This is a genomic window from Francisella sp. XLW-1 (genome assembly GCF_008711455.1).
Classification (GTDB): domain Bacteria; phylum Pseudomonadota; class Gammaproteobacteria; order Francisellales; family Francisellaceae; genus Francisella; species Francisella salimarina.
Genome location: NZ_VXKP01000001.1, coordinates 75,194 through 97,323, shown reverse-complemented (window position 1 = coordinate 97,323; position 22,130 = coordinate 75,194). Strand labels below are relative to the sequence as shown.

Sequence of the window (22,130 nt, the reverse complement as noted above, 5' to 3'; positions counted from 1 at the left end):
AAAGACTCTATCATCTAATCTTACATTTGGTGTTTTTTGTTTGAAACTCATCTAGCAAAGATTAATAAATTTAATAAACAACTATAGAGACTCAAAATGGCATCAATTAATACAAGTAATCAATTATCAACTTTTATAGTCCCAGAAAACTTAAAAATAAAAGCCGTAAGTATTTGTTTCATAGCTGCTTTTATTACAGGTGGTTTTGGAGCTATATTAGGACTAGTATCACCTCAAATTTCTAGTCATTATCATGTAAATGTATCACATATTGTCTATATTGATGTGTTGAATATATTAGGTCTCTTGATAGGTAACGCCTTAAGCTCAAAAACAATGAGCTCTTTAGGTTGCAGAAATACCTTATTAATTGCCTTGATAATAGGCCTTATCGCTCAATTTACTATAGCAGCAGGATTTCCTTTATATATCTACGCTTTGTGTGCTCTTTTAAATGGTACTTGTGTAGGCTTTTTAGTTCCTGCTGTTAGTCAGACTATTCATGCAGCATACGCTAAAAGTGGCAAAAGTGAATCACGCCTAAATGTTCTAAATTTCTTCTTTGGCGCAGGATCTGCATTTGTACCCTTTATTGGTGGTCATATAGTTGAACACTTCTCATGGCGTGCAGTATTTATAGGCATGGGATGCTTATACTTAGTGTTATTAGTAATTATATTTTTGACTAAATTTGAAGATAAAAGTTCAATCAAAATTGATAACGTAGATAACAAGCTCGAATCATCTAAACCAAAACTTCTAAATCTTAGTGTAGTGCTGATTGCATTAGCGATAATGATTTATGTATATATCGAATATATTGTTTCATATTGGTTCTCACCATATTTACAAGAAGCTAAGCACCTAAAAGTCACCGATGTCGGTCTTATTATCGGCTTATTTTGGGGTATTATTGCTATTTCAAGATTGATTGTAGGACTATTCGTACTTACAAGAATTAAGCCTGCTGTTTATATTATGATAAGTTCATTTATTACTTTGATAGGATTTATAATATTCTTGATTGCTGAGAGTCTTTATGGATTTATATTAGGTGGTGTAGTATTAGGATTTGGATGTGCGGCGATGTTTCCTACACTTCTAGGCTATGGTATAAATAATGCTAATTACTCAAGTCCTAAAGTGTCTTCTTTCTTGATAATGTCTGGCTCAATCGGCGCTTCAATCTGCTTATTTATTTCTGGATTCTTAGGTCAACATATAGACAAACAGGTTCCCATTATACTTGGACCAGTTTTATGTGTAATTATTATAGTTATAATTTTTATGGCACATATAAGAAAGTCTACTTCTCAACAAAATAGAATGTAAAAGGTTTCTCTTGAGGTTTTATTTTATCTGTTAATTGTACATTTTGGCAAGTCTTATAAATAACCTTATAGCCGAGTGTTTTGATATCATTATCTATATAACCATATTCACCACCACAGCCAGGGAAAACCATAACCATAGTAGAGCCTTTAGAGCTTAACTTGTACCACTCTCTTACAAAGTTAGGGTGTTTACTCATAAATGCTGTCAGATAAAGTCCATAATCCCAGCTTCCTGATGCATACTCTGGGTAAGCTAAGTGATTATCTTTAATTAAATTATCGGCTACTACGGCAATACCATTGCCAATGTTATTATGCTCTATTCTATTATTTGTGAAAGTATTTATATTAAACACAATAAAATAAACCAGATTCACAATCAAACCGAACATCACTATTTTATATATAGAAATATTAGAAACTTTCAGCTTTAATAACACATATATAGCAGGAATAAATAATGCTGTAGCACACACTAACCACTCTGTTGGTAATGCTCCATTAAACACTTCTAATAAACAAAAAATTATATATGGAACAACTCCTATATAAACTATAGCCTTTTGGTTATTGACTAATTTAGAGTCACTTCTCACTAAATTCTTTCTAAAAGCTAAATATACAAGAATAACTATAGCAACAGCAAAATTAAGTAGCTGAAATATACTATCAAATAAACCATTAAATATATTAAAAAGCATACTAGAATTAGGCTCAGCAACTCTAGCTGCGGCATAATGTATAGTGATAAAGTTAAGCTCATACAAAGAAACCATACCTGGTATTAGTAATACAAAACCAAATATAGCTGATAACAAAATATTCTTAGTGTAACAAGCTTTATAATTAAATATTAAATACGCCAGCATTGCTACTGCTACTATAGCTATTTGAAACTTAGCATACACTGCTAAAGCAACTATTAAAGCAGTTAAAAGCCAATAGATAGTTCTATTAGAATCTATAGCTTTTATAAAAAAATAAGCACTTGCTGTCCAAAATGGTAGCAGTATTATATTTTGATTATATTGAAGAAAAAATTCTCCCATATAAAAAAAGCTTAATAATGATAGTAAGGTAACAAAAATAGCTTCTTTATGCTCAAAATATAGCCTCATTATCTTGTATACATAGAGCCATGTAACAACTATACAAATAGATGTTGCCAGTAGATTCGCTAATAATGGTGAAAAAAGTAATACAAATGACTTAAGGAATAGTGCTCCTAAACCAGGATGCTTATCATACATTAAACTTGGATGCATGCCCCACATAATATTTTCTGCAGTATCAGGAGAAATACTATAAGGCGAATGAATCAAGAGAGTTAGCCCATCCCATATCAAAAGATACAAAATGACAAAAAGAACCAAGGGAAATATTTTTTTCATTTAGAGATTTTATTTAGCAAATATTTTTGTAAGAGTATACAGATGTTTTTGATACAATTTAAGGATTGATTTAACAAAAACAATATATTGATATGCTTAGTATCATACAAAGAGTAAACTGCGCAAATGTAGTAGTTGATGGTCAAAAAGTTGCTGATATAGATAAAGGTATCTTAGCACTAGTCTGTGTTGAGAAAGAAGACACCCACCAAAACTTCGAAAAAATGACTGATAAAATCATCAAGTATCGTATATTTGAAGATGATGTAGGCAAGATGAACTTATCACTAGCAGATATTGATGGAGGGATAATTCTTGTACCACAATTTACACTTGCTGCTGATACAAAGAAAGGTAATAGGCCAAGCTTTAGTAGTGGTTGTCCTCCGGAAATTGCAAAAGAAAAATTCAAAGAGTTTGTAGATATATTCAAGAATAAATATGATAAAGTCCAAACAGGAATATTTGGTGCTGATATGAAAGTGTCTTTGACAAATGATGGTCCTGTAACTTTTACTTTTAAGGTATAAACATGCAAAAAAGAATTTGTATAGTTGGTGGTAATGGTGAAATGGGTCAAATGACTCAAAATATCTTTAGTAAATTCCTACCTGAGTATGCACTAACTATTTTTGATGAAAGTGATTGGGAAACGCCCGAGCAAAAACTTGCTAATCAAGACATTGTTATATTATCTGTACCAATATATTTAACTGATGAAATTATCAAAAAAACAATACCCTATCTTTCTGAAGGCACTATATTAGCTGACTATACTAGTATCAAAAAAGAACCTTTAGATAGTATGTTAGCTAATTATGATGGTCCTGTAGTGGGTCTACATCCCATATTTGGTCCAACTATTAGCTCTCCAGATAATCAGGTAATTGTAGTCTGTGCTGGTAAACAGCAAGATAAGTATCAATACTTTATCGATGATCTAGCGAGAATTGGCTTTAGTATCGAAAAGATGACTGCCGAAGAGCATGATGAAGCTATGACTTTTATCCAAGGTATTGAGCATTTTAGTGTCTACTGTCTAGGTCTATTTCTTAAACATAAGAATGTTGATATCCAAAAAATGCTAAAGCTAGCAAGCCCTGTATATAAAATGGAACTCAATATTGTTGGTAGACTTTTTAGCCAAGGTCCAGGCTTATATGCTGATATTATTATGTCAGATAAGCAAAGACAACAAACTATCGCCGAATTTGCTGAATTTGTAAACTCTAATGCTGAGAAAGTATCAGATGGCGATAAACAAACATTTATCGAGAACTTCAAAGCAGTTAAAGAATGGATGGGAGATTTTGCCCCTCAGTCTTATAAAAATACAGATAAGCTACTACTTAAAAAGAAAGGCTACTAACTTCTTACATAAGACTAATACTAGATAATTTAAGGCGCACATTAGCGATTAGTAGTGCTAGGCAGTTTTGCATACTTTTTTTGCCATGAAAAAAATAAGTAGCTAAATCAAATAATAAAGGCTTTTAAAAATTAATCTAACCAAAATTTTTAACAATCTCTTTAACTAATTTTTTACCCTTAATAGGATTAAACATTATAGAGCTTAGCGATAAATGATCCGCTCCAGTCTCGATATATTTCTTGGCATCATCTAGCGTGTAAATGCCACCACCGCCAATAATAGTGATACAATCGCCGAACTCTTCTCTAGCTTTTTTGATAGCAGGCAAACTATATTCATGTAAAGGATAACCTGAGATACCACCCTTAGCTGTAGGTATAGTATTACATAAATGAAAAGTTGTAATACCTACTGCAAGATACTCTCTAATCTTAGCATTATGATCTACAGTTGGTGGCATTTTGATACTGATATTTCTATCAGCAAATATCGAAGCTAATTCAGCTGGAAAATCAACAATACTAGCATTAGGACAACCTATATTTATCTCAATATTCTTATGATTGGCAAACTTTGGTAACTTTAAAGTCTCTGCAAAACTATTCCAGTCTGACATCTCTAATGCAGCCAAAGATATAATATCTTGCGACCTTTTCGGTGGCTTTGCATTTGCCAACCCTGGGTTACGCAAACCAATCTTATTACGCCAAGCATTTTTATCTATTTTACGGATAGTTTTAAGAGCTTGTTTGATAAGCCCCCAGCGTCTATTAACTGTAAAAGAACCATAAACATTAGAGGTTTCGGTAAATTTAAGATATTTGCCAAACGGTGGCGAGATTATTATTCTTTTAAGATCTTGATTTTGCATCTTAACACTCAAATTCTTTTAGCTTCTCAACAATATCATCTGCACGTAGAAGAGGTCTACCTACGATAATGTAGTCAACACCTAGCTCTTTAGCTTTTTTAGGTGTCAAAGCATTAAAGTGATCATCACTTAAGTCACTTTCAAGTCGTACACCGGGTACATACAATTTAATTTTATCCCCAAATTTTGCTCTAACATCTGCAACTAAATGTGGATGACATATAAAGTTTTCCACACCTAAATCCACACATCTCTGAAATTTTGCTAGACTATCTGCCTTATCAAAATTAGCATCACTACTAAGAGTAATCACAGCTAATGGTATTGCTTGAGTATCTGCTGTAAGTGCTGCTTTGACCATTTCATCACTAGCAGTACCGTGAAATGTGAAGTATTTAAAATTTGGGATAGCTTTTGAGTAGTTTTCTATTGCAGTTTTAACTGTATTAGGAATATCGTGTAATTTAAAATCCAAAAAAATATCTTTATCGCCAACTAATTGATGAATTTCTTTAAATGATAGAGTTGAACATAAAATATGACCAATTTTAACACAGTCAACATACTTTGAAACAGAGGCTGTTTTCTCTAAATCTGATTTAGAGATACCATCTGCTGAGAACATTATTTTCATTAAATTTCTCAAATGATTAATCGATGTTGAAACTATATATTAGTTTAATTTACGGTGATAGTAAACCATATTTTTACTTTGTTATTTCGACATATATCCAATCATGACAATTGAATATGAAAGCTTATAGTAAATTAGGTTTTCATATTTTTTATTTTGATACTATCTATTTTTTTTTATCTCTAGAAATCAACTTACTTTTCATAAAATCCTTAAAATTATGTATTATTAGATTATATAGATGATTATTTTTATCTATGTATCTCATTACAGAAGCATAAAAGGTAGGTTTATTATGGCTTTAAAAGTAGTTATTTCTCATAAAACTCAATATAAGTACGATAAGAAAATTTCATTATCTCCTCATATAATAAGATTAAGACCAGCTCCGCATAGCAGAACACCGATAGAATCTTACTCGCTTAAAATTAAGCCAAATAGCCATTTTATTAATTGGCAACAAGACCCTTTTGGAAACTATCTAGCAAGATTAGTCTTTCCTGAACGAACTGATGAGTTTAGTATTGATGTTGAGATTATTGCTGACATGATTACCATTAATCCTTTTGATTTCTTTGTTGAAGAAGGAGCAAAGGACTACCCTTTCCAGTACAAAAAAGATTTGAAAAAAGAGTTAGCACCATATCTAGAGTTAGAAGATGATTCAAAAGAATTAAGAGACTTTGTTGCATCAGTAGATAAGTCTAAGAAACCTATAATAGACTTCTTAGTGGAAATAAATCAAAAAATATACGACACTCTTGATTATACTATCCGCCTTGAGCCAGGTGTACAAACACCTAAAGAAACACTTGATAAGAAACTAGGTAGCTGTCGAGACTTCTCTTGGTTATTTGTACAGGTTCTAAGACATCTTGGACTTGCAGCAAGATTTGTATCTGGCTATTTAGTACAACTAAAAGCTGATGTTGATTCATTAGATGGACCTAATGGCCCAGAAGAAGATTTTACAGACTTACATGCTTGGACTGAAGTTTATGTACCTGGAGCAGGCTGGATTGGTCTAGACTCTACTAGTGGGCTTTTTGCTGGAGAAGGCCATATCCCTCTAGCGTGTACCCCTCACTATAATAGTGCTCATGCTATCGAGGGTGCTACTGATGTCTGTGAAACAGAGTTCTTCTACGAGAACAAGGTCACAAGAATATTTGAGTCTCCAAGAGTTACCAAACCATATACAGAAAACCAATGGCAAGATATTTACAATTTAGGCTTCAAAGTTGATAGGGACCTGGTTGAAAATGATGTGCGATTAACAATGGGAGGTGAGCCAACTTTCGTATCTATAGATGATATGGAATCAGCTCAGTGGAATACAGAAGCTGATGGTCCACACAAAAGAGAGCTGGCGAATAAACTATCTAGAAAACTATTATCATCTACAACCAACGGTGGATTATTACATCATGCTCAAGGTAAATGGTACCCAGGAGAGCCTCTTCCAAGATGGCAAACTACTGTCTATTGGCGAAAAGATGGCAATCCAGTATGGAAAAATCCTGAACTATTGGCAGATATGAGCAAATCATATCCATATAAAACTACTGATGCTAAAAAATTTCTATCTACACTATCTTTGATTTTGGGAGTTAGCGATCAAAATATCATAGCTGCTTATGAAGATCCTATCTACTACATAATGAAAGAAGCTGAGCTTCCTGTAGATGTCGATCCAATGAAATATAGTCTCAAAGATTCTTTAGAAAGACGTACTATAGCTGAGAAGTTGAGTTTTGGATTAGATGAAGAAGTTGGTTATGCCTTACCCTTAGATTTTGGTAAAACAAAATGGATAGGCTCCAAATGGGAGTTTAGAAGAGGAAATATGTTTTTATTAGCAGGTAATTCTCCGCTTGGCTTTAGACTTCCTTTAGACTCATTAATCCTTAAACCTCATGTCGAAATTGAAAAATCTGTCGAAACAGACTTGTTTGCATCATACCCTAACCTTGGCGACTATATAACTCCGGTTGAGCAAAGAGCAAAAGAGATTAACTCAAATACTACACCTCATAACACTTATAGTGCATTTGTAAGAACTGCTATTTCTACAGAAATTAGAAATAATAAGCTATGTATATTCTTACCACCGATAAATGATACTGAAGCATTCTTAGATCTGATAGCCTCTATAGAAGCAACTGCTAAGAAACTAAATATGGCAGTTATTATAGAGGGTTATGAGCCACCTCAAGATAATAGAACAGATAGAATAAAAGTAACTCCAGATCCAGGTGTTATAGAAGTAAACATCCAACCAGCACACTCATGGAAAGAGCTAAGTGATAATATACTTAGCTTATATGAAGATGCTAGACAGTGTAGACTTGGTACTGAGAAATTTGCAATTGATGGCAAACACACTGGTACTGGTGGCGGTAACCATGTTACTCTAGGTGCTGCCAAACCAAGTGATTCGCCACTTTTAAGAAGACCTAATTTACTTAGAAGTCTAATAACATTTTGGCAACATCACCCTGGTTTATCATACTTATTTAGTGGTGCATTTATTGGTCCTACTTCTCAAGCACCAAGAGTCGATGAAGGCAGATTAGAAAATCTATACGAATTAGAAATAGCCTTCTCACAAATACCAGATGATGATACAAATGTACCATTCTGGTTAGTTGATAGATTATTTAGACATATGCTGACTGATATTACTGGTAACACACACAGAAGTGAGTTTTGTATCGACAAACTTTACTCACCAGATAGTAGCTCAGGTAGGCTAGGTATTTTAGAGCTTAGAGCCTTTGATATGCCTCCTCATTCTCAGATGGCACTATTGCAAATGCTATTAGTAAGAGCATTGGTATCTTGTTTTTGGAAAAAACCATACAAGCATGACTTAGTACGCTGGGGGACAAGATTACATGATAAGTTCTTATTAGAGCATTATGTAAAAGAAGATATTAGAGAAGTTGTACAGTTTCTAAATGATGAAGGCTATGAGTTTAAACTTGAATGGTTTGATCCATTCTTTGAGTTTAGATTCCCTCTATATGGTATGACTACTATCAACAATATGCACTGCGAGATAAGAGCTGCTATAGAACCATGGCATGTATTAGGTGAAGAATCTAGCTCTCAAGGAACCGCAAGATATGTTGACTCTTCTGTAGAGAGATTACAGCTGAAAATCCAAAACTTTAACGATGAAAGATATGCTGTAACATGTAATGGTGTACAAATCCCATTATCAAAGACAAATATTGAAGGAGAGTATGTCAGTGGTGTTCGATACAAAGCATGGCAGCCGTGGTCAGCATTACATCCAACTATTGGTGTTGATACTCCATTAACTTTTGATATCGTTGATAAATGGAATAATAGATCTATAGGTGGCTTTAACTACTTTGTTTCTCATCCGGGTGGCAGAAGTTATGAGACATTCCCTGTTAACTCATACGAAGCGGAATCACGTAGAATTAACAGATACTGGGATTTCAATCATTCTCAAGGCGATCTTGTTGAAAATGATCCTGTTGTATCAGCTACTGGCAATACTACCTATAATAATGAAACCAATAGGGTTATTGTAGATAAAAAAGGTAGTTCTAAACAGTTTAACTACCATAAAATGCCTAAAAACAAAGAATATCCATTTACTTTAGACTTAAGACAAAAATGGATAAAAAATAATTAATAGCTTAAAGTTTTTTCTTTTAAATTATTCAAGTCAACTTATTGATCTACTTTGATACTTTGCAAACTATTTGCTAATAATTCTAGATAGCTTGGATCTTGAGGGATACCTTTAATATTTTGTTTTTTCACAAGCTCACTAAGCTTTTTAGTTAAGTCTTTATCTTTATTAATTTCGCTGATGTTTTGACTTATTGCCGGATAGAGTTGTTCATCAACTTTTTTAATCTTATCTCGATATATAGACAAACAATCTGAGCTTTGTTGCTCAAGCTGTTGCTGAGTTGCATTTTTCGCATAATAATCTTCTATTTGCTTAGATAAATCCATTTGTAATTGGATAAAAATCAGAAACGAGCTAGATTCTAAATGATTCTTTTTTGCTAAAGCTTGAGCATTTTGTAGTACTCTAAGCTCTTGATCTGCATCATATAGAGGACTATTAAGCTTATGCTTACATATTCCGACACCTTGCATCAAAGAAGCTCTTTCGACCAAAAGATTAAGAGGCTTTTCAACCGAAGCGTAAGAGGCTCCTACCATAACAGCAAGGAGCGCTATTATCTTGAGTAATTTAGTCATATTTAAACCTTATTTTATTTAAGTTTTGCACAGTTATAACAACGTAACCTTACAAAACTTTAACTCTTAGATAACCATATTGTGATTTATAATGACAAGTATAGATATCTTTTACAGCAAATTCTAAGGATTGTAAGATATGTTAAAAAAATCTTTATCGGTACTATCCGCTTTAGCATTATCATCTTGTAGCATAGTTGGAATTAATAATACTCCTCAAGCTAAATATACAAACATTAAAAAAGATGATGATTTTTCTGTTAGAGTTTATGCTCCTCTTACTGAAGCTCAAGTAACTGTCGAAGACTCTGACTATAAGTCTGCTGTCAACAAAGGTTTTGGCTACTTGTTTAGATACATAACTGGTGCAAACATTGCTAAACAAGATATACAAATGACTGCTCCTGTCAAAATAGAACAATCTTCACAAAAAATTCAGATGACAGCTCCAGTAATGATAGCTGGAGACGATAAATCATGGACTATAGCTTTTGTACTACCGGCTCAATATACTCTACAAAATGCTCCAAAACCAACTAGTGATAAAATCAAATTGGTTGAGAAACCTGAAACTAAAATGGCGGTAGTTACATTTAGTGGTTTCTTAAATAAAGACTCTATAGATAGCAATACGACTAAACTTAAAACATGGATAAAAGCCAACAACTACGAGATAGATGGTCAACCTGAGGCAGCTGGGTATAATCCGCCATGGACAATACCATTCTTACGTACTAATGAAGTTATGATACCGATAAAATAATACTAAGCTTAGAGAATATCTACATTCTCAAGCAAATATTCTGCAAGAATACGTCTCTTATCTTGTTTTGATGTTTGTAAAAAATAGCAATACAACTTAACATCTTCTTGAGCTTCATCCATCTTAATTTCTATCAGCTCTCCAGAATTAACCTCTTGTCTAACTAAGGGGTCAATCGACCAAATAATTCCCAGTCCGTGTATGGCTGCATTTTTTAATTCATCTGTTGAGCTAGATAAATAATCATAGTTCAGATTTACAGCTGATTTACCAAACTGCCAACCTTTGGGGTGAGTGAGGGTATTTACTAAAGTATTATGATGAGACAGTTCTGATAAAGATCTAGGGATTCCTTTTTTCTCAAGATATCTAGGTGATGCATACAATTTACGCTTAAACGAACAAAAAACATATTTAACCAGTCTAGGGTCAGCAACATCTATAGAACTTATGGAGACATCACATGTACCTTCTAATACTGTAAGTGGGGAATTAATATTATGTATATTGAGCTTTACTTGATCATATTTTGATAAAAAATTAGCAAAATGCTCAATAAAAAAAGCCACATTGAGTCCTGCTGTTATTGAGACTGCTATCTCACCTCTTGGCTGTATATCTCTATTCTCAATATCATTTTGTGCATCTTCGACACGCTTTACAATATCTTGTGCGTAGTCAAGAAATGCTTCTCCTTTGGCTGTTAACTCTACTTTTCTTGTAGTACGTATAAAAAGTGATGATGATAACCATTCTTCAAGAAAATTAATCTGTTTACTAACTTTTGCCAATCCAAAACCTTGTTTTCTAGCTGCTACCGTAAAACTACGATTCTTAGCTACTAGAATGAAACTTTTCATGCAATCAAACCTATCCACACTATTTCCAATTTGGAAATACATAATTATTATTTTATATGTTTTTCAAAGATAATTTTAGTGTGAAAATATATATTAGAAATTTTTTATAAAAATCTGCGATATATAGGAAATTACATTATGAAGAACTACTCCAAATCATTCCTAAGAATAACTCTAATAATACTCATAACTGTCATGAATACAAGCTGTGTCTCGATTGATGATACTGAGTATGAAAATGGATACTACATTACAGAACTTAATTATAATTTTGACAAAGTCTATCAGATGACAATCAATAGTATCAAGACAGGTATTACTTATAATGAGAATGGTCATCCTTACCATTTAGTAGAAAATAGTCAAACTAATGACAAAGCAACTATAGTAGCTATAGACAATAATGACCCTAGTGATCGACTAAAAATAATTATCTACAGAATCTCAAAAAATGTCACAAAGATTATGATCAAATATGATAGTAACGGAGACTCTATTAGATCTTCAGCTCTGCTAAATACTCTTAAAGAAGGGTTAGCCGTATAACAAATAATAATTCTTCATAAGATTTGCACCTGAAGCTGCTGTAATTCAATCAAAATTAAGTAAAAGAGTTTTACGATGAAAATATCTAAACTAATGGCTGCTGTAATAATATTATTTATTATTATTTTTCTTATATGTATTTTTTTATACTTTGATGCTAGCTTCGAGAGAGATGCTTATTTATATGCTAATTTTACCAGAGTAAATAGTGTAGAAAATGGACAGGTTCAGAAGATATACATCAAAAAAGGATCATATGTAAATAAAGGTGATACATTATTTGAGCTAGACTGTAGATACATAACAAAAGAGCTCAATATACTACAATCACAAGAAAAGAAAATAACTCTAGAACTTAAAGATGTTGTTATAAAAATAAAACTTGCTGAAAAGCAAAGAGATTTAGCCAGAGAAAGCCTAGTTGTTGAGAAAAGAAATTTTGAGAGATATAAGCGTCTAATAAGAGATGGTGCCGTATCTGATCAGCAAAAAGACTTAGCTGAAAAGAACTTAATATCTAGTGAGTCTCAATTTGTCAAAGCGTGTCAGAATGTAGATAACCTAAAAATCAGACAAAATGATCTTCTATCTGATGAAAAAATAACTCAATCAAAGATTGATCAAAAAAAGTACTCTTTGAGTAGATGTTCTATCAAAGCTACAACAAATGGATATATTTCAAACTTTATATTACAAAAAGGCGATTTCATTAATAAAGGAGAAGACTTATTTTCTATCGTTGATACTCATAAATGGTATGTTGTGGCAAATGTCAAAGAAAGTAATATTAGATACTTATCTGTTGGCCAGACTGTCAGTATGACTACAAGCCTAACAGGGTTTAAGAAATATACAGGTAGAATAGTTGATATCGAAAAAGGAATCACAAGACCGGAATATGACAACTTCTCAGCTCTCTACCATATTGAAAGAAATATAGACTGGGTTAGATTAGATTATAGATTTCCTGTACTCATAGAAGTTTTATCTAAAGATACAAAAGAGTTTAGACTTGGTGGAGATGTCCATGTATGGTTCTAAATTCTATGATATCAAAAAAGAAGAATCTCTAGAAATACTGCTAATATCTATAGTAATTTCTATATGTGGTGTAGTAGCAATTATCATTAATGATGCTCTAAATTTTGATTATCCTTTTTGGGCTGCTACAGCTGCCATCGTAATATTCTCAACAGGATCCTCTCTTACTATCTATAAGTCGTGGAGAAGAGTTGTTGCTACAATTATTGGCTCTATTATAGGTTTATACTTAAGTATACTTTTTGTTGAATTTTCATTTGTAGGCATACTTATTATTTTTATAGTAGGAGCTATATTCTTATTTTTTTCAAAAATCTATCCTCAAGAGGGCTATTTTCTACTGTTCATTGGTTTACATATATCTTTTATCGGGGCTGGTTGTATCGTAGAGCCTACCAATGCTTTTTATTTGACAGAGTATAGAATACTCACCAATATTCTTGGTGTTTTATGCGCCTTAATATTTGTACTTATATTACCCATTAAAAAAGGAAAAAGCTTCTCACCAGCAACCCCATTATCAGATCAAGACGCTCTATTAAATACCACTAGAATATTTATTGCAATGAGTTTGGCTGTACTATTTTGGATGTTTGTAAATGTCCCTGGTGGCTCAATCAATATGATTATAACTATCGTAATTATATCCGGAGTTGAGATAAATAAAACTGTCCTTGTATTTCATCGAAGATTCTTTGGGTGTTTACTAGGAGTATCATGCGGTATTGCTTGTATTGTAATATCAAGCTATTTACCAATTGTTATATTTCCATTATTTATACTTTTCTCAACAATCTTTACGTACTTTGCATTACAACATCCATTGTATGGATATGCTTATGAGCAAGCAAATAGAGCATTTATGATAGTCTGTTTCCCAACAAAACTTGAGTTTTTTAGTTTCTCTGATGGTGCATATAGAGCTTTAGGAATCTTTATCGCACTATTTATACTATTGTTGATTGAAGTTGGAGAAAGAGTTCTTAACATAATATCTGAGTCACTGGGCGATTATATTATTAGACAAATATTGGTATAAAAATCAGTAACTATAAGTTAATTAGCCAGCAGACTTTTCGCCTCAGATATCAAAACATGATTTCAACAAAGCTTTAACTTTATCTATTCCAAGCTTATTCATTAAGTCAATATTTCTTTGAGGAATATCATCAGGGTTTGGATAGTTTGCTATTGCTCTCTCAAGAGACTCTTCACGAATCAAATGCAACATCGGATAAGGCGAACGGTTTGTATAGTTCTCAACATCATCTAAGTCTACACCATCAAACTGATAATCAGGATGAAAACTTGCTATCTGATAAACTCCTTCTAATGACAGATCAATCAAAAGATTATCTGTATCATACAGAAAGTCATTGTAGTCGTAGAAGTCTTGTAAAATATACGGATGAATAACTAGAGTTGTCTCAATATTCGTGTCACTCTCTAATAGCTTAAGTTCTGCTTGTACTTCTGCTAATAATTGCTCTGTATTTGTTGCTTGTGAGACAAAATAGCGAACTCTATTTTTAACAACTTCACGTTTAGCGAATGGACAAAGATTCATTTCGACAACAAATGTCTTGACCCAATTTTGTGTAGCAGTAATTATTTGCTGTTTATCCATGTTCAATGTCAATAATAAGATTTACTTACACCTAGTATACTCTTTTGTCATAATAAGTTTGTATATAAAAATCTCTTCTACAAGTTACCACTCTTAATTTCTGCTAAAATAAAGTTACACAAGTATATAAACTAACAACTAGAAGAAATATGGAAAAAGTAAACTTCACATCTCATGGGTGTAATATATCAGCACAGCTATATAAACCTGAAAACTTTGATCAAAACAATAAATATCCCGCGATAATTTTATGTCATGGTTTTGCTGGGTTTAAAGAGGTATTGTTACCGGCATATGCAGAAGCTTTTGCAAAGGCTGGGTATGTTGTACTTAACTTTGACTATAGAGGCTTTGGCGAGAGCGAAGGCGAAAGAGGTCGACTAGTACCAAAACTACAAATTGAAGATATTCATTCTGCGATTGATTATGTTGCTGGTTTAGATTTTGTTGACTCCAATAAAATTGGACTTTGGGGTACTTCTTATGGTGGTGCTAACGCTATCACAGCAGCTGCACAAAATGATCTCATCAAATGTCTATCTGTTCAGCTAACTTTTGCTAATGGTGAGAGAGTAATCACAGGCGACATGTCAGATGAAGAAAAAGAGAAATTCCTTGGCATGATTGAAAAAATGTTAGCTAAAAAAGAAAAAACTGGTAAAGAGATGATGGTACCTTTACATAAGGTGCTAACAGATGAGCAGTCTAAAGGCTTTTATGAAAGATATAGTAAAGAGTATGATGCTTTTGATATTAAGATTCCATTTCTTACAGTTAATGAAACTATATCGCATAAACCTGAGAACTATATTGGTGATTTAAAAATCCCTGTACTAATAGTTGCTTCTGATACTGACTCTGTAAACCCAGTTGAAGAGTCACATATATTATATGAAAAAGCTAATGAGCCAAAAGAGCTAATGATTCTAGAAGGTATTAGTCACTATGAATGTTATGAAGGTGAGCCTTTAAAGAAAATACTAGCTAAGCAAATTGCTTGGTTTGATGAATTTATTAAATAATTCAGCTCTATAACAAACTTGCAACTAATTAAGAGTTAAATATAAGTGTTGATGTATAAATTTGATATTTTTATTTTATACAGTATAAAGTAGGAAGGAAATTAAGGGTTATAAGATGAAAAGGTTAGTTTTTTTAATCACTTCGGTCACATTTTGGGGTTCTGTTTTTGCAGATCAGTGCCATCCACAAATAGATAGTTCTCAACTAAATTTTATTGTTGGTTACGGTAGTTTAATGAATGATAGTTCAAGAATGAGAACAAATCCCCAGGCAAAAAATGTATACCCTGTGGAGGTTAAAAATTTTGAGAGAGTTTGGGGATTAAGAGCTGGTGGAAGCTATCGTACCACAGGCTTATTAGTAGTTCCTAAACCTGGTGAACATCTAAATGCTGTGTATTACCCTGTAGATTATAAGGGTGTAAAACAGGCAGATGAGAGAGAAAATTTTTACTGTAGGTATAAGATTCCTTCTAGTGATATTAAATCTTTAGGTCTGAAAAACCTTCAGAAGGGTGATTATTGGATATATGCAAAACAGCCTAAAGATATTCAAAAACCTACTACAGAGTTTCCGATCATTCAGTCATATGTTGATCTTTTTATAACTGGTTGCATGCAAATTCAAGACCGATACTTGATAAAAGGTTTTGTTAAAGAGTGTATTGCAACTACGAAATATTGGAACAATAATACTTGGATTAACGACCGAGTCAATCCTCGTAGACCTACAGATTCTACTCCAGAAGCATTACAGGTTGACAAGTATTTGGGTAAAGCTTTAGGAAGTAAGTATTATGACCACAAATATGAGTAGATAAGTTAGATATTAGTAGCAGTTTTAACTGCTCTTGACACACTGTTAAATGATTTAAAATTGACTCTGTAAATCCAGTTGAAGAGTCTCATATACTGTATAAAAACTAATAAGCCTAATAAACTATGAGTGTTACCTTTAAAGAAAATACTAGCTAAGCAAATTTCTTGGTTTGATGAGTATATAAAATAACTCGCTTTGTCATTCTAAGACTCGATCGTAGAATCTATTTCTTATCTTTAGTTTAAACCCTCTATGGATCCTATGGTCAAGCCATAGGATGACTAAAAACTACCCCATCTTGCTTCGCAAGCCACCCCTTCAATATTTGAAGGGGAATCAGCACATTAGCGGTTAGTAGTTTCAAAAGCAAATGATAAGAAAATAAAACTGTATGAACGAAGTGAGTTTTTTATTTTCCATTTGGTTTTGACTACGATAGCGTAGTGCTAGGCAGTTTTGCATACTTTTTCTGCCATGAAAAAAGTATGTCGCTATAACTTACGAAGTAAGTAGCGAAACTATTACTTAAAACTCATGATTAAACTCTAAGCATTGCCCTCTTTGATCGCTTACTACTTTACCTTTGTGATACTTAACTACACCATTGACAATAGTTGTTTGAACTTTTGATTTGAAAGTGCGTCCCGCAAATGGAGTCCAACCACACTTATAGTGACTAAGTTCATCCGTACGAGTATGAGGCTCATCTAAATTCACAAGTACTAAATCAGCAGCATAACCTTCGCGGATGAAGCCACGATCTTTTACCTTATATACTATAGCTGGAGCGTGAGCAGTTTTTTGAACAACTTGCTCTAGAGTTAAGAAACCATTGTGATAATGCTCTAATACAGATATAAGAGCTTCTTCAACTAACGGTAAGCCTGCTGGAGCTTTAAAGTAAGTTCCTTGCTTCTCTTCCCAAGTATGTGGGGCATGATCTGTCGCAATTACATCAATTGTGTCATTTGCAACACATTCTAGTAACTTCAAGCGATCAGATTCTTCTTTGATAGCTGGGTTACATTTGATTAGAGCACCTTTCTCTGCATAGTCTTTACGCGAGAAGAATAAATGATGAGCACACACCTCAGCTGTAATTCGCTTCTCTTCCAATGGAATAGAATTATCAAAATGTACCATCTCTTCTGCCGTAGTCAGATGAAGTACATGTAACCTTGAGTTGTACTTCTTAGCAAGACCTACTGCAAGCTCTGATGATTTAAAACAAGCTTCACGCGAGCGAATCTCTGGATGTAAATCAAAAGGTACATTTTCACCATATTTCTCACGAGCTTTATTCTCAAGCTCTGTAATCATAGGAGTATCTTCGCAATGAGTTACGATAAGAAGTGGACTATCTCTAAAGAAACCTTCTAAAGTCTCAGGATTGTTCACTAGCATATTACCAGTCGATGCTCCCATAAAGATTTTGATAGCACAAGCATCATTTGGTTTCAGGCGCTTTAGCTCTTCAACATTATCATTTGTCGCTCCAAGATAAAAAGCATAGTTAGCATGAGATCTAGCAGCAGCGCGTTCTTTTTTCTCAGCTAAACGCTCTACAACTGTAGTCGCTGGGTTTACATTTGGCATCTCCATATATGAAGTAATACCACCCATTACAGCGGCTTTTGATTCTGTCTCGATTTCACCCTTATGCATAAGACCAGGCTCTCTGAAATGCACCTGATCATCTATCATACCTGGTAGTAGATGTAGGCCTGTAGCATCTATAACTTTATCTGCGGGTTTGTCTATATTTGCAGCAACCTGTGCAATCTTGCCATTTTCAACCAAAACATCAGATTTAAATGTTTTGCCTTCATTTACAACTGTAGCATTTTTGATAAGTAAACTTTGATTTTGCATTTTTTCCTCCTTTATAATCTATCGAAATTATAAAGAACCATTATATAAATCGCCATATTTAAAAGTAATATTTATCTAATCACTCATGTTAATATTTCTTAATAGATTAAATAAATTACCAATTAAAGATAATATGAGCAAAGTCGAGATAAACCATAACCAATACTGGTTAGATAGATGGCAAAACAATGATGTCGATTTCTGTCAAGAGTCGCCAAATGAATTTCTAGTTAAGCATTTTTCTAAATTAAATATAAACAGCTCTTCAGTATGTTTAGTGCCAATGTGTGGAAGTAGTATAGATATGCTGTACTTTTTATCTAACGGCGTTAAGGTAGTTGGTATCGAATTATCAGAAAAAGCTGTTTTATCATTTTTTAGCCTAAATAATATCAAATATAAGGTTGTAGATGGCAATAACTATAGACTCTATAAAGGCGATGACATCGAGATATATGTAACAGATATCTTTAACTTACCTAAAATAGCCAAAAACCTACCTGCTTTTGATATTTGGTATGATAGAGGAGCTTATATTGCTTTGCCAGAAGATATAAGAGCTAGGTATGCAAAGATGATGCTACAAGTATGCTCTGATAATACTCAAATACTACTACTCGTTATGGAGCATGACAAAAAATCTCAGACTCCTCCATATAGTGTTACCCAAGCTGAGCTGATAAAGAACTTCTCTCCAAATATTGAGTTTGAACTAATTGATAGTAAGCAAAGAGAAAATATTCCAGACTACCGAAAGGCTGAGGGAATGACTGAGCAATATTACACCGCTTATCTAAGAAAATAATTAGAACTTATTTTTGAAATTTTTTATTAATACCCTGCATATATTTATTTAGAGCATCTAGTGTACAGCTGTCATCATCATCCATAATTGGTAATTTGACATACTTCCCATCATACCTAAGCTTAACCTTATAAGTATCGCTATCTTTGAAAAGCTCAAATTGCATATTACTTGCATAGCCTGGTGCTTCAGCTAGAGGTACTCCTAATGTCCCCATTACTTCCAAAATAGTCAAATCATGACCTGAGTAATAAGTCATTTTATATTTGGATTTACCTTCAGCAGCATTATTTAAATCTTGTATTATTCTATTAGTAAGTTCGCCACCCATAATATAGGCAACTTTTTGTGATTTGAATTGTTGTGCTAAGCCCCAATCTGTAAGAGCTATTATCTGATCAGCATCTTCTTGAGATAGCCCTTTTGGTAGAGGCTTACCATGTGCCTTAGCAACTATCAAAACATCGCCTACAGTGATCACATCATTTAACCCTGATATTTTATTACCTAATATTTGCTGCCATTTTGCAAAGTTAGGCTCTGCTTCTTTAGTCTTATCTTGCCATATTTTAGAGTTATAGACATACTCTCTCAACACAGCCAAATACTGCTCATAAGGAAATTGTATAAGCTTAGAATCTGCTGACAGAGTCATAATAGGAATTGGTTGAAAGCCTCCATTAATGGCGCGCTGTCCATTAGCCAAAACAGGTCCCGTACCTGCTGGATATAGCCCCATTAATAAACTCTGTGCACTCTCTACAGTACGATTAGTATGACTAGATAGTACAAAAATACTCTGATTCTTATATTTACATGAAAGTAACTTAAAGTTTTTGATATATCTTTGTCTTAATTTACTTCCTAGTATAAATTCTTGATGCATACCTATAGGAGTAAGCTCAGATAATTCTGTTCCCCAGTCATAGTCAGCATTTTTGATATTTGCAAATGGTGCTCTATCACCATGGCGTGTAATCATAGATACAAAAACTAGCTTACCTTCAGAGTATCCTAGCGGTATCAACAAAAATAGTAATGTGAATGTCGCAATAATTTTTTTCATAACTTGGTTTAGCAATATTACTAAATAATTCACATATATTATCATTTTAAAAAATGAAAACTATGATTTTATAACCTTATATTATTACTATGCTCACTAATCCCTACCAAATATCAATAAAATTTATATACAAAATAAAAATAACATATTTTTATTTATAAGCAATCTCTGCAATAATACTCACATCTCGATACAGAACATAATAAAAAAGGTAATCAAAATGAAAAAAGCAATATTAGTAATCACAATTAGTTTAGCAACTCTAAATTTTGGATTTAGTTTATATCAAGTAGGTGGTACAAGTTCTAACTCTTTTCCACCTCCCGTTATGCAATTAGCATAATCAGCATACTATACACCAAAAACTTATCTCTACTTATATTTAATACCTTATCTAAAACCAATATCATCATAGATAAATCATAAAAGATTAAATATTAATTTTTGTAGAAAAAAATGGATTTTTTTTGAAGAGATAAAAGTTAATTGTAGTATAAAAATAGCTTTAAAACTAGACCAAAATCAACTTTAGTCAAAACTTAAGAAAACAGTCTTTACATATAGGTCTCGAATGCCTACAATACTTTCAATTTGCCTATTAACTTTGTAAAAAGTAATGACAGAAAAAACTTTCAAACTCTTTTTTTCTTCCAATTCAATTTATCACAAAAAGGTTGTTTTATTATGATATTAGCTAACGATATGACTAATGCTATATTGGTTTTCCCAGATGGTACATACTATCTTGGTAGATCAATAGGAGTTCGTGGTTGGACAGACGGCGAAATTTGTTTCAACACTTCAATGACTGGTTACCAAGAAACATTAACAGATCCTTCTTATGCTGGTCAAATTATCACATTTACATTTCCACATATTGGTAATGTAGGTATCAATAACGAAGATAATGAATCACTTGGTGTATTTGCCAAAGGTCTAATTGTTAGAGAAAACCTAACTAGCCCATCAAATTTCAGATCAAAAAAACATATTGATACATGGTTAAAAAATAGAAATATCGTTGGTATATGTGGTGTGGACACTCGTGCAATTGTGCGTAAGATTCGCAAAGAAGGTGCCGTAAGGGTTGCTATACTGTCTGTAAAACCTGGTGAGTTTCTAGATGCTAACTATGTAAGATCACGTATCAAAAATAAATCTAACCTAAGTGGTAGAGATTTAGCAATAAGTGTAACTACTAATAGAGAATATGAGTGGGATGAGCATACCTTTGAACTGGGACAACAATCATATCGCCACCAACAAGAATACAAGTATAATGTTGTAGTCATCGACTATGGTGTTAAATATAACATCTTAAGAAATCTTGTAGATGCAGGGTTTAAAGTAACTGTAGTACCAGCTGATAGTACTTATGAAGATATTATGAAGCATAACCCTGATGGAGTATTCTTATCAAATGGTCCTGGAGATCCATTCGCTACTTCAGACTACACTATGCCAGTCATCAAAAAACTTCTAGAAATCAAAATGCCAATATTTGGTATCTGTCTAGGTAACCAGCTATTAGCGCTAGCAGCTGGCTTAAAAACTAAAAAAATGCACCAAGGTCATCGTGGTGTAAACCAACCTGTACTAGATGCTGATACTAAAAAAGTTCTCATTACCAGCCAAAACCATGGTTTTGTAGTATGTGATGATGTAGTTCCAGATAATATCGAGATTCATATGAGCTCACTTTTTGATGGCACTGTTGAAGGCTTGAGATTCAAAGATAAACCAGCTTTTGCAGTACAATATCACCCAGAGAGCTCGCCTGGCCCACATGACTGTAAGTATTTATTTAATGAATTTGCTGAGATGATAGCAGAAAGTAAGAAAGGGAATTAATAAA

At 33.1% G+C, this 22,130-nt stretch carries 19 protein-coding genes and 2 pseudogenes; 13 read left to right on the top strand and 8 right to left on the bottom strand.

Annotated elements, in window-relative coordinates:
- The first annotated feature begins 96 nt into the window (after positions 1-96).
- Positions 97-1,332: an MFS transporter gene (locus F3D59_RS00475; protein WP_150463382.1), complete on the top strand. Its 1,236-nt coding sequence runs from the start codon at positions 97-99 to the stop codon at positions 1,330-1,332.
- On the opposite strand, the gene F3D59_RS00470 is transcribed toward F3D59_RS00475, so the two are convergent.
- Positions 1,307-2,725, bottom strand: coding sequence for a glycosyltransferase family 39 protein (locus F3D59_RS00470; protein WP_150463381.1), 1,419 nt, complete (start codon positions 2,723-2,725; stop codon positions 1,307-1,309). The genes F3D59_RS00475 and F3D59_RS00470 overlap by 26 nt on opposite strands.
- 92 nt (positions 2,726-2,817) lie before the next feature.
- Here F3D59_RS00470 and dtd point away from each other — a divergent pair, with 92 nt between their 5' ends.
- Positions 2,818-3,255 carry a D-aminoacyl-tRNA deacylase gene (dtd, locus tag F3D59_RS00465; RefSeq protein ID WP_150463380.1) on the top strand — a complete coding sequence of 146 codons (438 nt, stop codon included), beginning with the start codon at positions 2,818-2,820 and terminating at the stop codon, positions 3,253-3,255.
- Between the two features lie 2 nt (positions 3,256-3,257).
- Positions 3,258-4,094 carry a bifunctional chorismate mutase/prephenate dehydrogenase gene (gene tyrA / locus F3D59_RS00460; protein ID WP_150463379.1) on the top strand — a complete coding sequence of 279 codons (837 nt, stop codon included), beginning with the start codon at positions 3,258-3,260 and terminating at the stop codon, positions 4,092-4,094.
- A 131-nt stretch (positions 4,095-4,225) separates the two neighbouring features.
- Here the strand turns inward: tyrA and F3D59_RS00455 are convergent.
- Together F3D59_RS00455 and pyrF are read right to left on the bottom strand one after the other, a co-directional pair.
- Positions 4,226-4,968, bottom strand: a pseudogene (locus tag F3D59_RS00455) (diguanylate cyclase).
- Position 4,969: 1 nt separating this feature from the next.
- Positions 4,970-5,602, bottom strand: coding sequence for an orotidine-5'-phosphate decarboxylase (pyrF, locus tag F3D59_RS00450; protein WP_187985986.1), 633 nt, complete (start codon positions 5,600-5,602; stop codon positions 4,970-4,972).
- 295 nt (positions 5,603-5,897) lie between these two features.
- On the opposite strand from pyrF, the gene F3D59_RS00445 reads away from it, so the two are divergent.
- The gene (locus F3D59_RS00445) at positions 5,898-9,272 is read left to right on the top strand and encodes a DUF2126 domain-containing protein (protein WP_150463377.1); all 3,375 of its coding nucleotides are present in this window, start codon (positions 5,898-5,900) and stop codon (positions 9,270-9,272) included.
- A gap of 38 nt (positions 9,273-9,310) precedes the next feature.
- Here F3D59_RS00445 and F3D59_RS00440 read toward each other — a convergent pair whose 3' ends face one another.
- Entirely contained in the window at positions 9,311-9,853 is a 543-nt protein-coding gene (locus tag F3D59_RS00440) for a chorismate mutase (protein WP_150463376.1), read from the bottom strand.
- Positions 9,854-9,992: 139 nt separating this feature from the next.
- On the opposite strand from F3D59_RS00440, the gene F3D59_RS00435 reads away from it, so the two are divergent.
- Entirely contained in the window at positions 9,993-10,616 is a 624-nt protein-coding gene (locus F3D59_RS00435) for an SOUL family heme-binding protein (protein WP_150463375.1), read from the top strand.
- 8 nt (positions 10,617-10,624) lie between these two features.
- Here the strand turns inward: F3D59_RS00435 and F3D59_RS00430 are convergent, their stop codons facing one another.
- Entirely contained in the window at positions 10,625-11,494 is an 870-nt protein-coding gene (locus tag F3D59_RS00430; RefSeq protein WP_150463675.1) for a LysR family transcriptional regulator, read from the bottom strand.
- A gap of 120 nt (positions 11,495-11,614) precedes the next feature.
- Between F3D59_RS00430 and F3D59_RS00425 the strand changes: the two genes are divergently transcribed.
- From F3D59_RS00425 to F3D59_RS00415, 3 genes are all read left to right on the top strand, one after another.
- Positions 11,615-12,022 carry a DUF3568 family protein gene (locus tag F3D59_RS00425; protein ID WP_149368996.1) on the top strand — a complete coding sequence of 136 codons (408 nt, stop codon included), beginning with the start codon at positions 11,615-11,617 and terminating at the stop codon, positions 12,020-12,022.
- Positions 12,023-12,097: 75 nt separating this feature from the next.
- Entirely contained in the window at positions 12,098-13,063 is a 966-nt protein-coding gene (locus tag F3D59_RS00420; protein ID WP_149368995.1) for an HlyD family secretion protein, read from the top strand.
- A complete protein-coding gene (locus F3D59_RS00415; RefSeq protein WP_191092404.1) occupies positions 13,050-14,102 on the top strand; it encodes an FUSC family protein in 1,053 nt (350 codons plus the stop codon). The genes F3D59_RS00420 and F3D59_RS00415 overlap by 14 nt, the downstream gene beginning before the upstream one ends.
- Before the next feature lie 42 nt (positions 14,103-14,144).
- Here the strand turns inward: F3D59_RS00415 and F3D59_RS00410 are convergent, their stop codons facing one another.
- The gene (locus tag F3D59_RS00410) at positions 14,145-14,690 is read right to left on the bottom strand and encodes a DUF1415 domain-containing protein (RefSeq protein ID WP_150463373.1); all 546 of its coding nucleotides are present in this window, start codon (positions 14,688-14,690) and stop codon (positions 14,145-14,147) included.
- A gap of 146 nt (positions 14,691-14,836) precedes the next feature.
- Between F3D59_RS00410 and uilS the strand changes: the two are divergent.
- Both uilS and F3D59_RS00400 read left to right on the top strand, forming a co-directional pair.
- Positions 14,837-15,712 (top strand): annotated as a pseudogene (gene uilS / locus F3D59_RS00405) (UilS family quorum-quenching N-acyl-homoserine lactonase); the annotation flags it as partial.
- A gap of 115 nt (positions 15,713-15,827) precedes the next feature.
- The gene (locus F3D59_RS00400) at positions 15,828-16,529 is read left to right on the top strand and encodes a gamma-glutamylcyclotransferase family protein (protein WP_150463371.1); all 702 of its coding nucleotides are present in this window, start codon (positions 15,828-15,830) and stop codon (positions 16,527-16,529) included.
- Between the two features lie 528 nt (positions 16,530-17,057).
- On the opposite strand, the gene F3D59_RS00395 is transcribed toward F3D59_RS00400, so the two are convergent.
- Positions 17,058-18,404: a dihydroorotase gene (locus F3D59_RS00395; RefSeq protein WP_150463370.1), complete on the bottom strand. Its 1,347-nt coding sequence runs from the start codon at positions 18,402-18,404 to the stop codon at positions 17,058-17,060.
- A 133-nt stretch (positions 18,405-18,537) separates the two neighbouring features.
- Between F3D59_RS00395 and F3D59_RS00390 the strand changes: the two genes are divergently transcribed.
- Positions 18,538-19,209 (top strand): thiopurine S-methyltransferase, encoded by a 672-nt coding sequence (locus F3D59_RS00390; protein ID WP_150463369.1) that lies wholly within the window; start codon positions 18,538-18,540, stop codon positions 19,207-19,209.
- Positions 19,210-19,216: 7 nt separating this feature from the next.
- Here F3D59_RS00390 and F3D59_RS00385 read toward each other — a convergent pair whose 3' ends face one another.
- The gene (locus F3D59_RS00385) at positions 19,217-20,275 is read right to left on the bottom strand and encodes a histidine phosphatase family protein (protein WP_191092403.1); all 1,059 of its coding nucleotides are present in this window, start codon (positions 20,273-20,275) and stop codon (positions 19,217-19,219) included.
- A 220-nt stretch (positions 20,276-20,495) separates the two neighbouring features.
- Between F3D59_RS00385 and F3D59_RS10155 the strand changes: the two genes are divergently transcribed.
- Together F3D59_RS10155 and carA are read left to right on the top strand one after the other, a co-directional pair.
- Entirely contained in the window at positions 20,496-20,618 is a 123-nt protein-coding gene (locus tag F3D59_RS10155; protein ID WP_013921814.1) for a hypothetical protein, read from the top strand.
- A 341-nt stretch (positions 20,619-20,959) separates the two neighbouring features.
- The gene (gene carA, locus F3D59_RS00380) at positions 20,960-22,126 is read left to right on the top strand and encodes a glutamine-hydrolyzing carbamoyl-phosphate synthase small subunit (RefSeq protein ID WP_146421557.1); all 1,167 of its coding nucleotides are present in this window, start codon (positions 20,960-20,962) and stop codon (positions 22,124-22,126) included.
- The last annotated feature ends 4 nt before the right edge of the window (positions 22,127-22,130 follow it).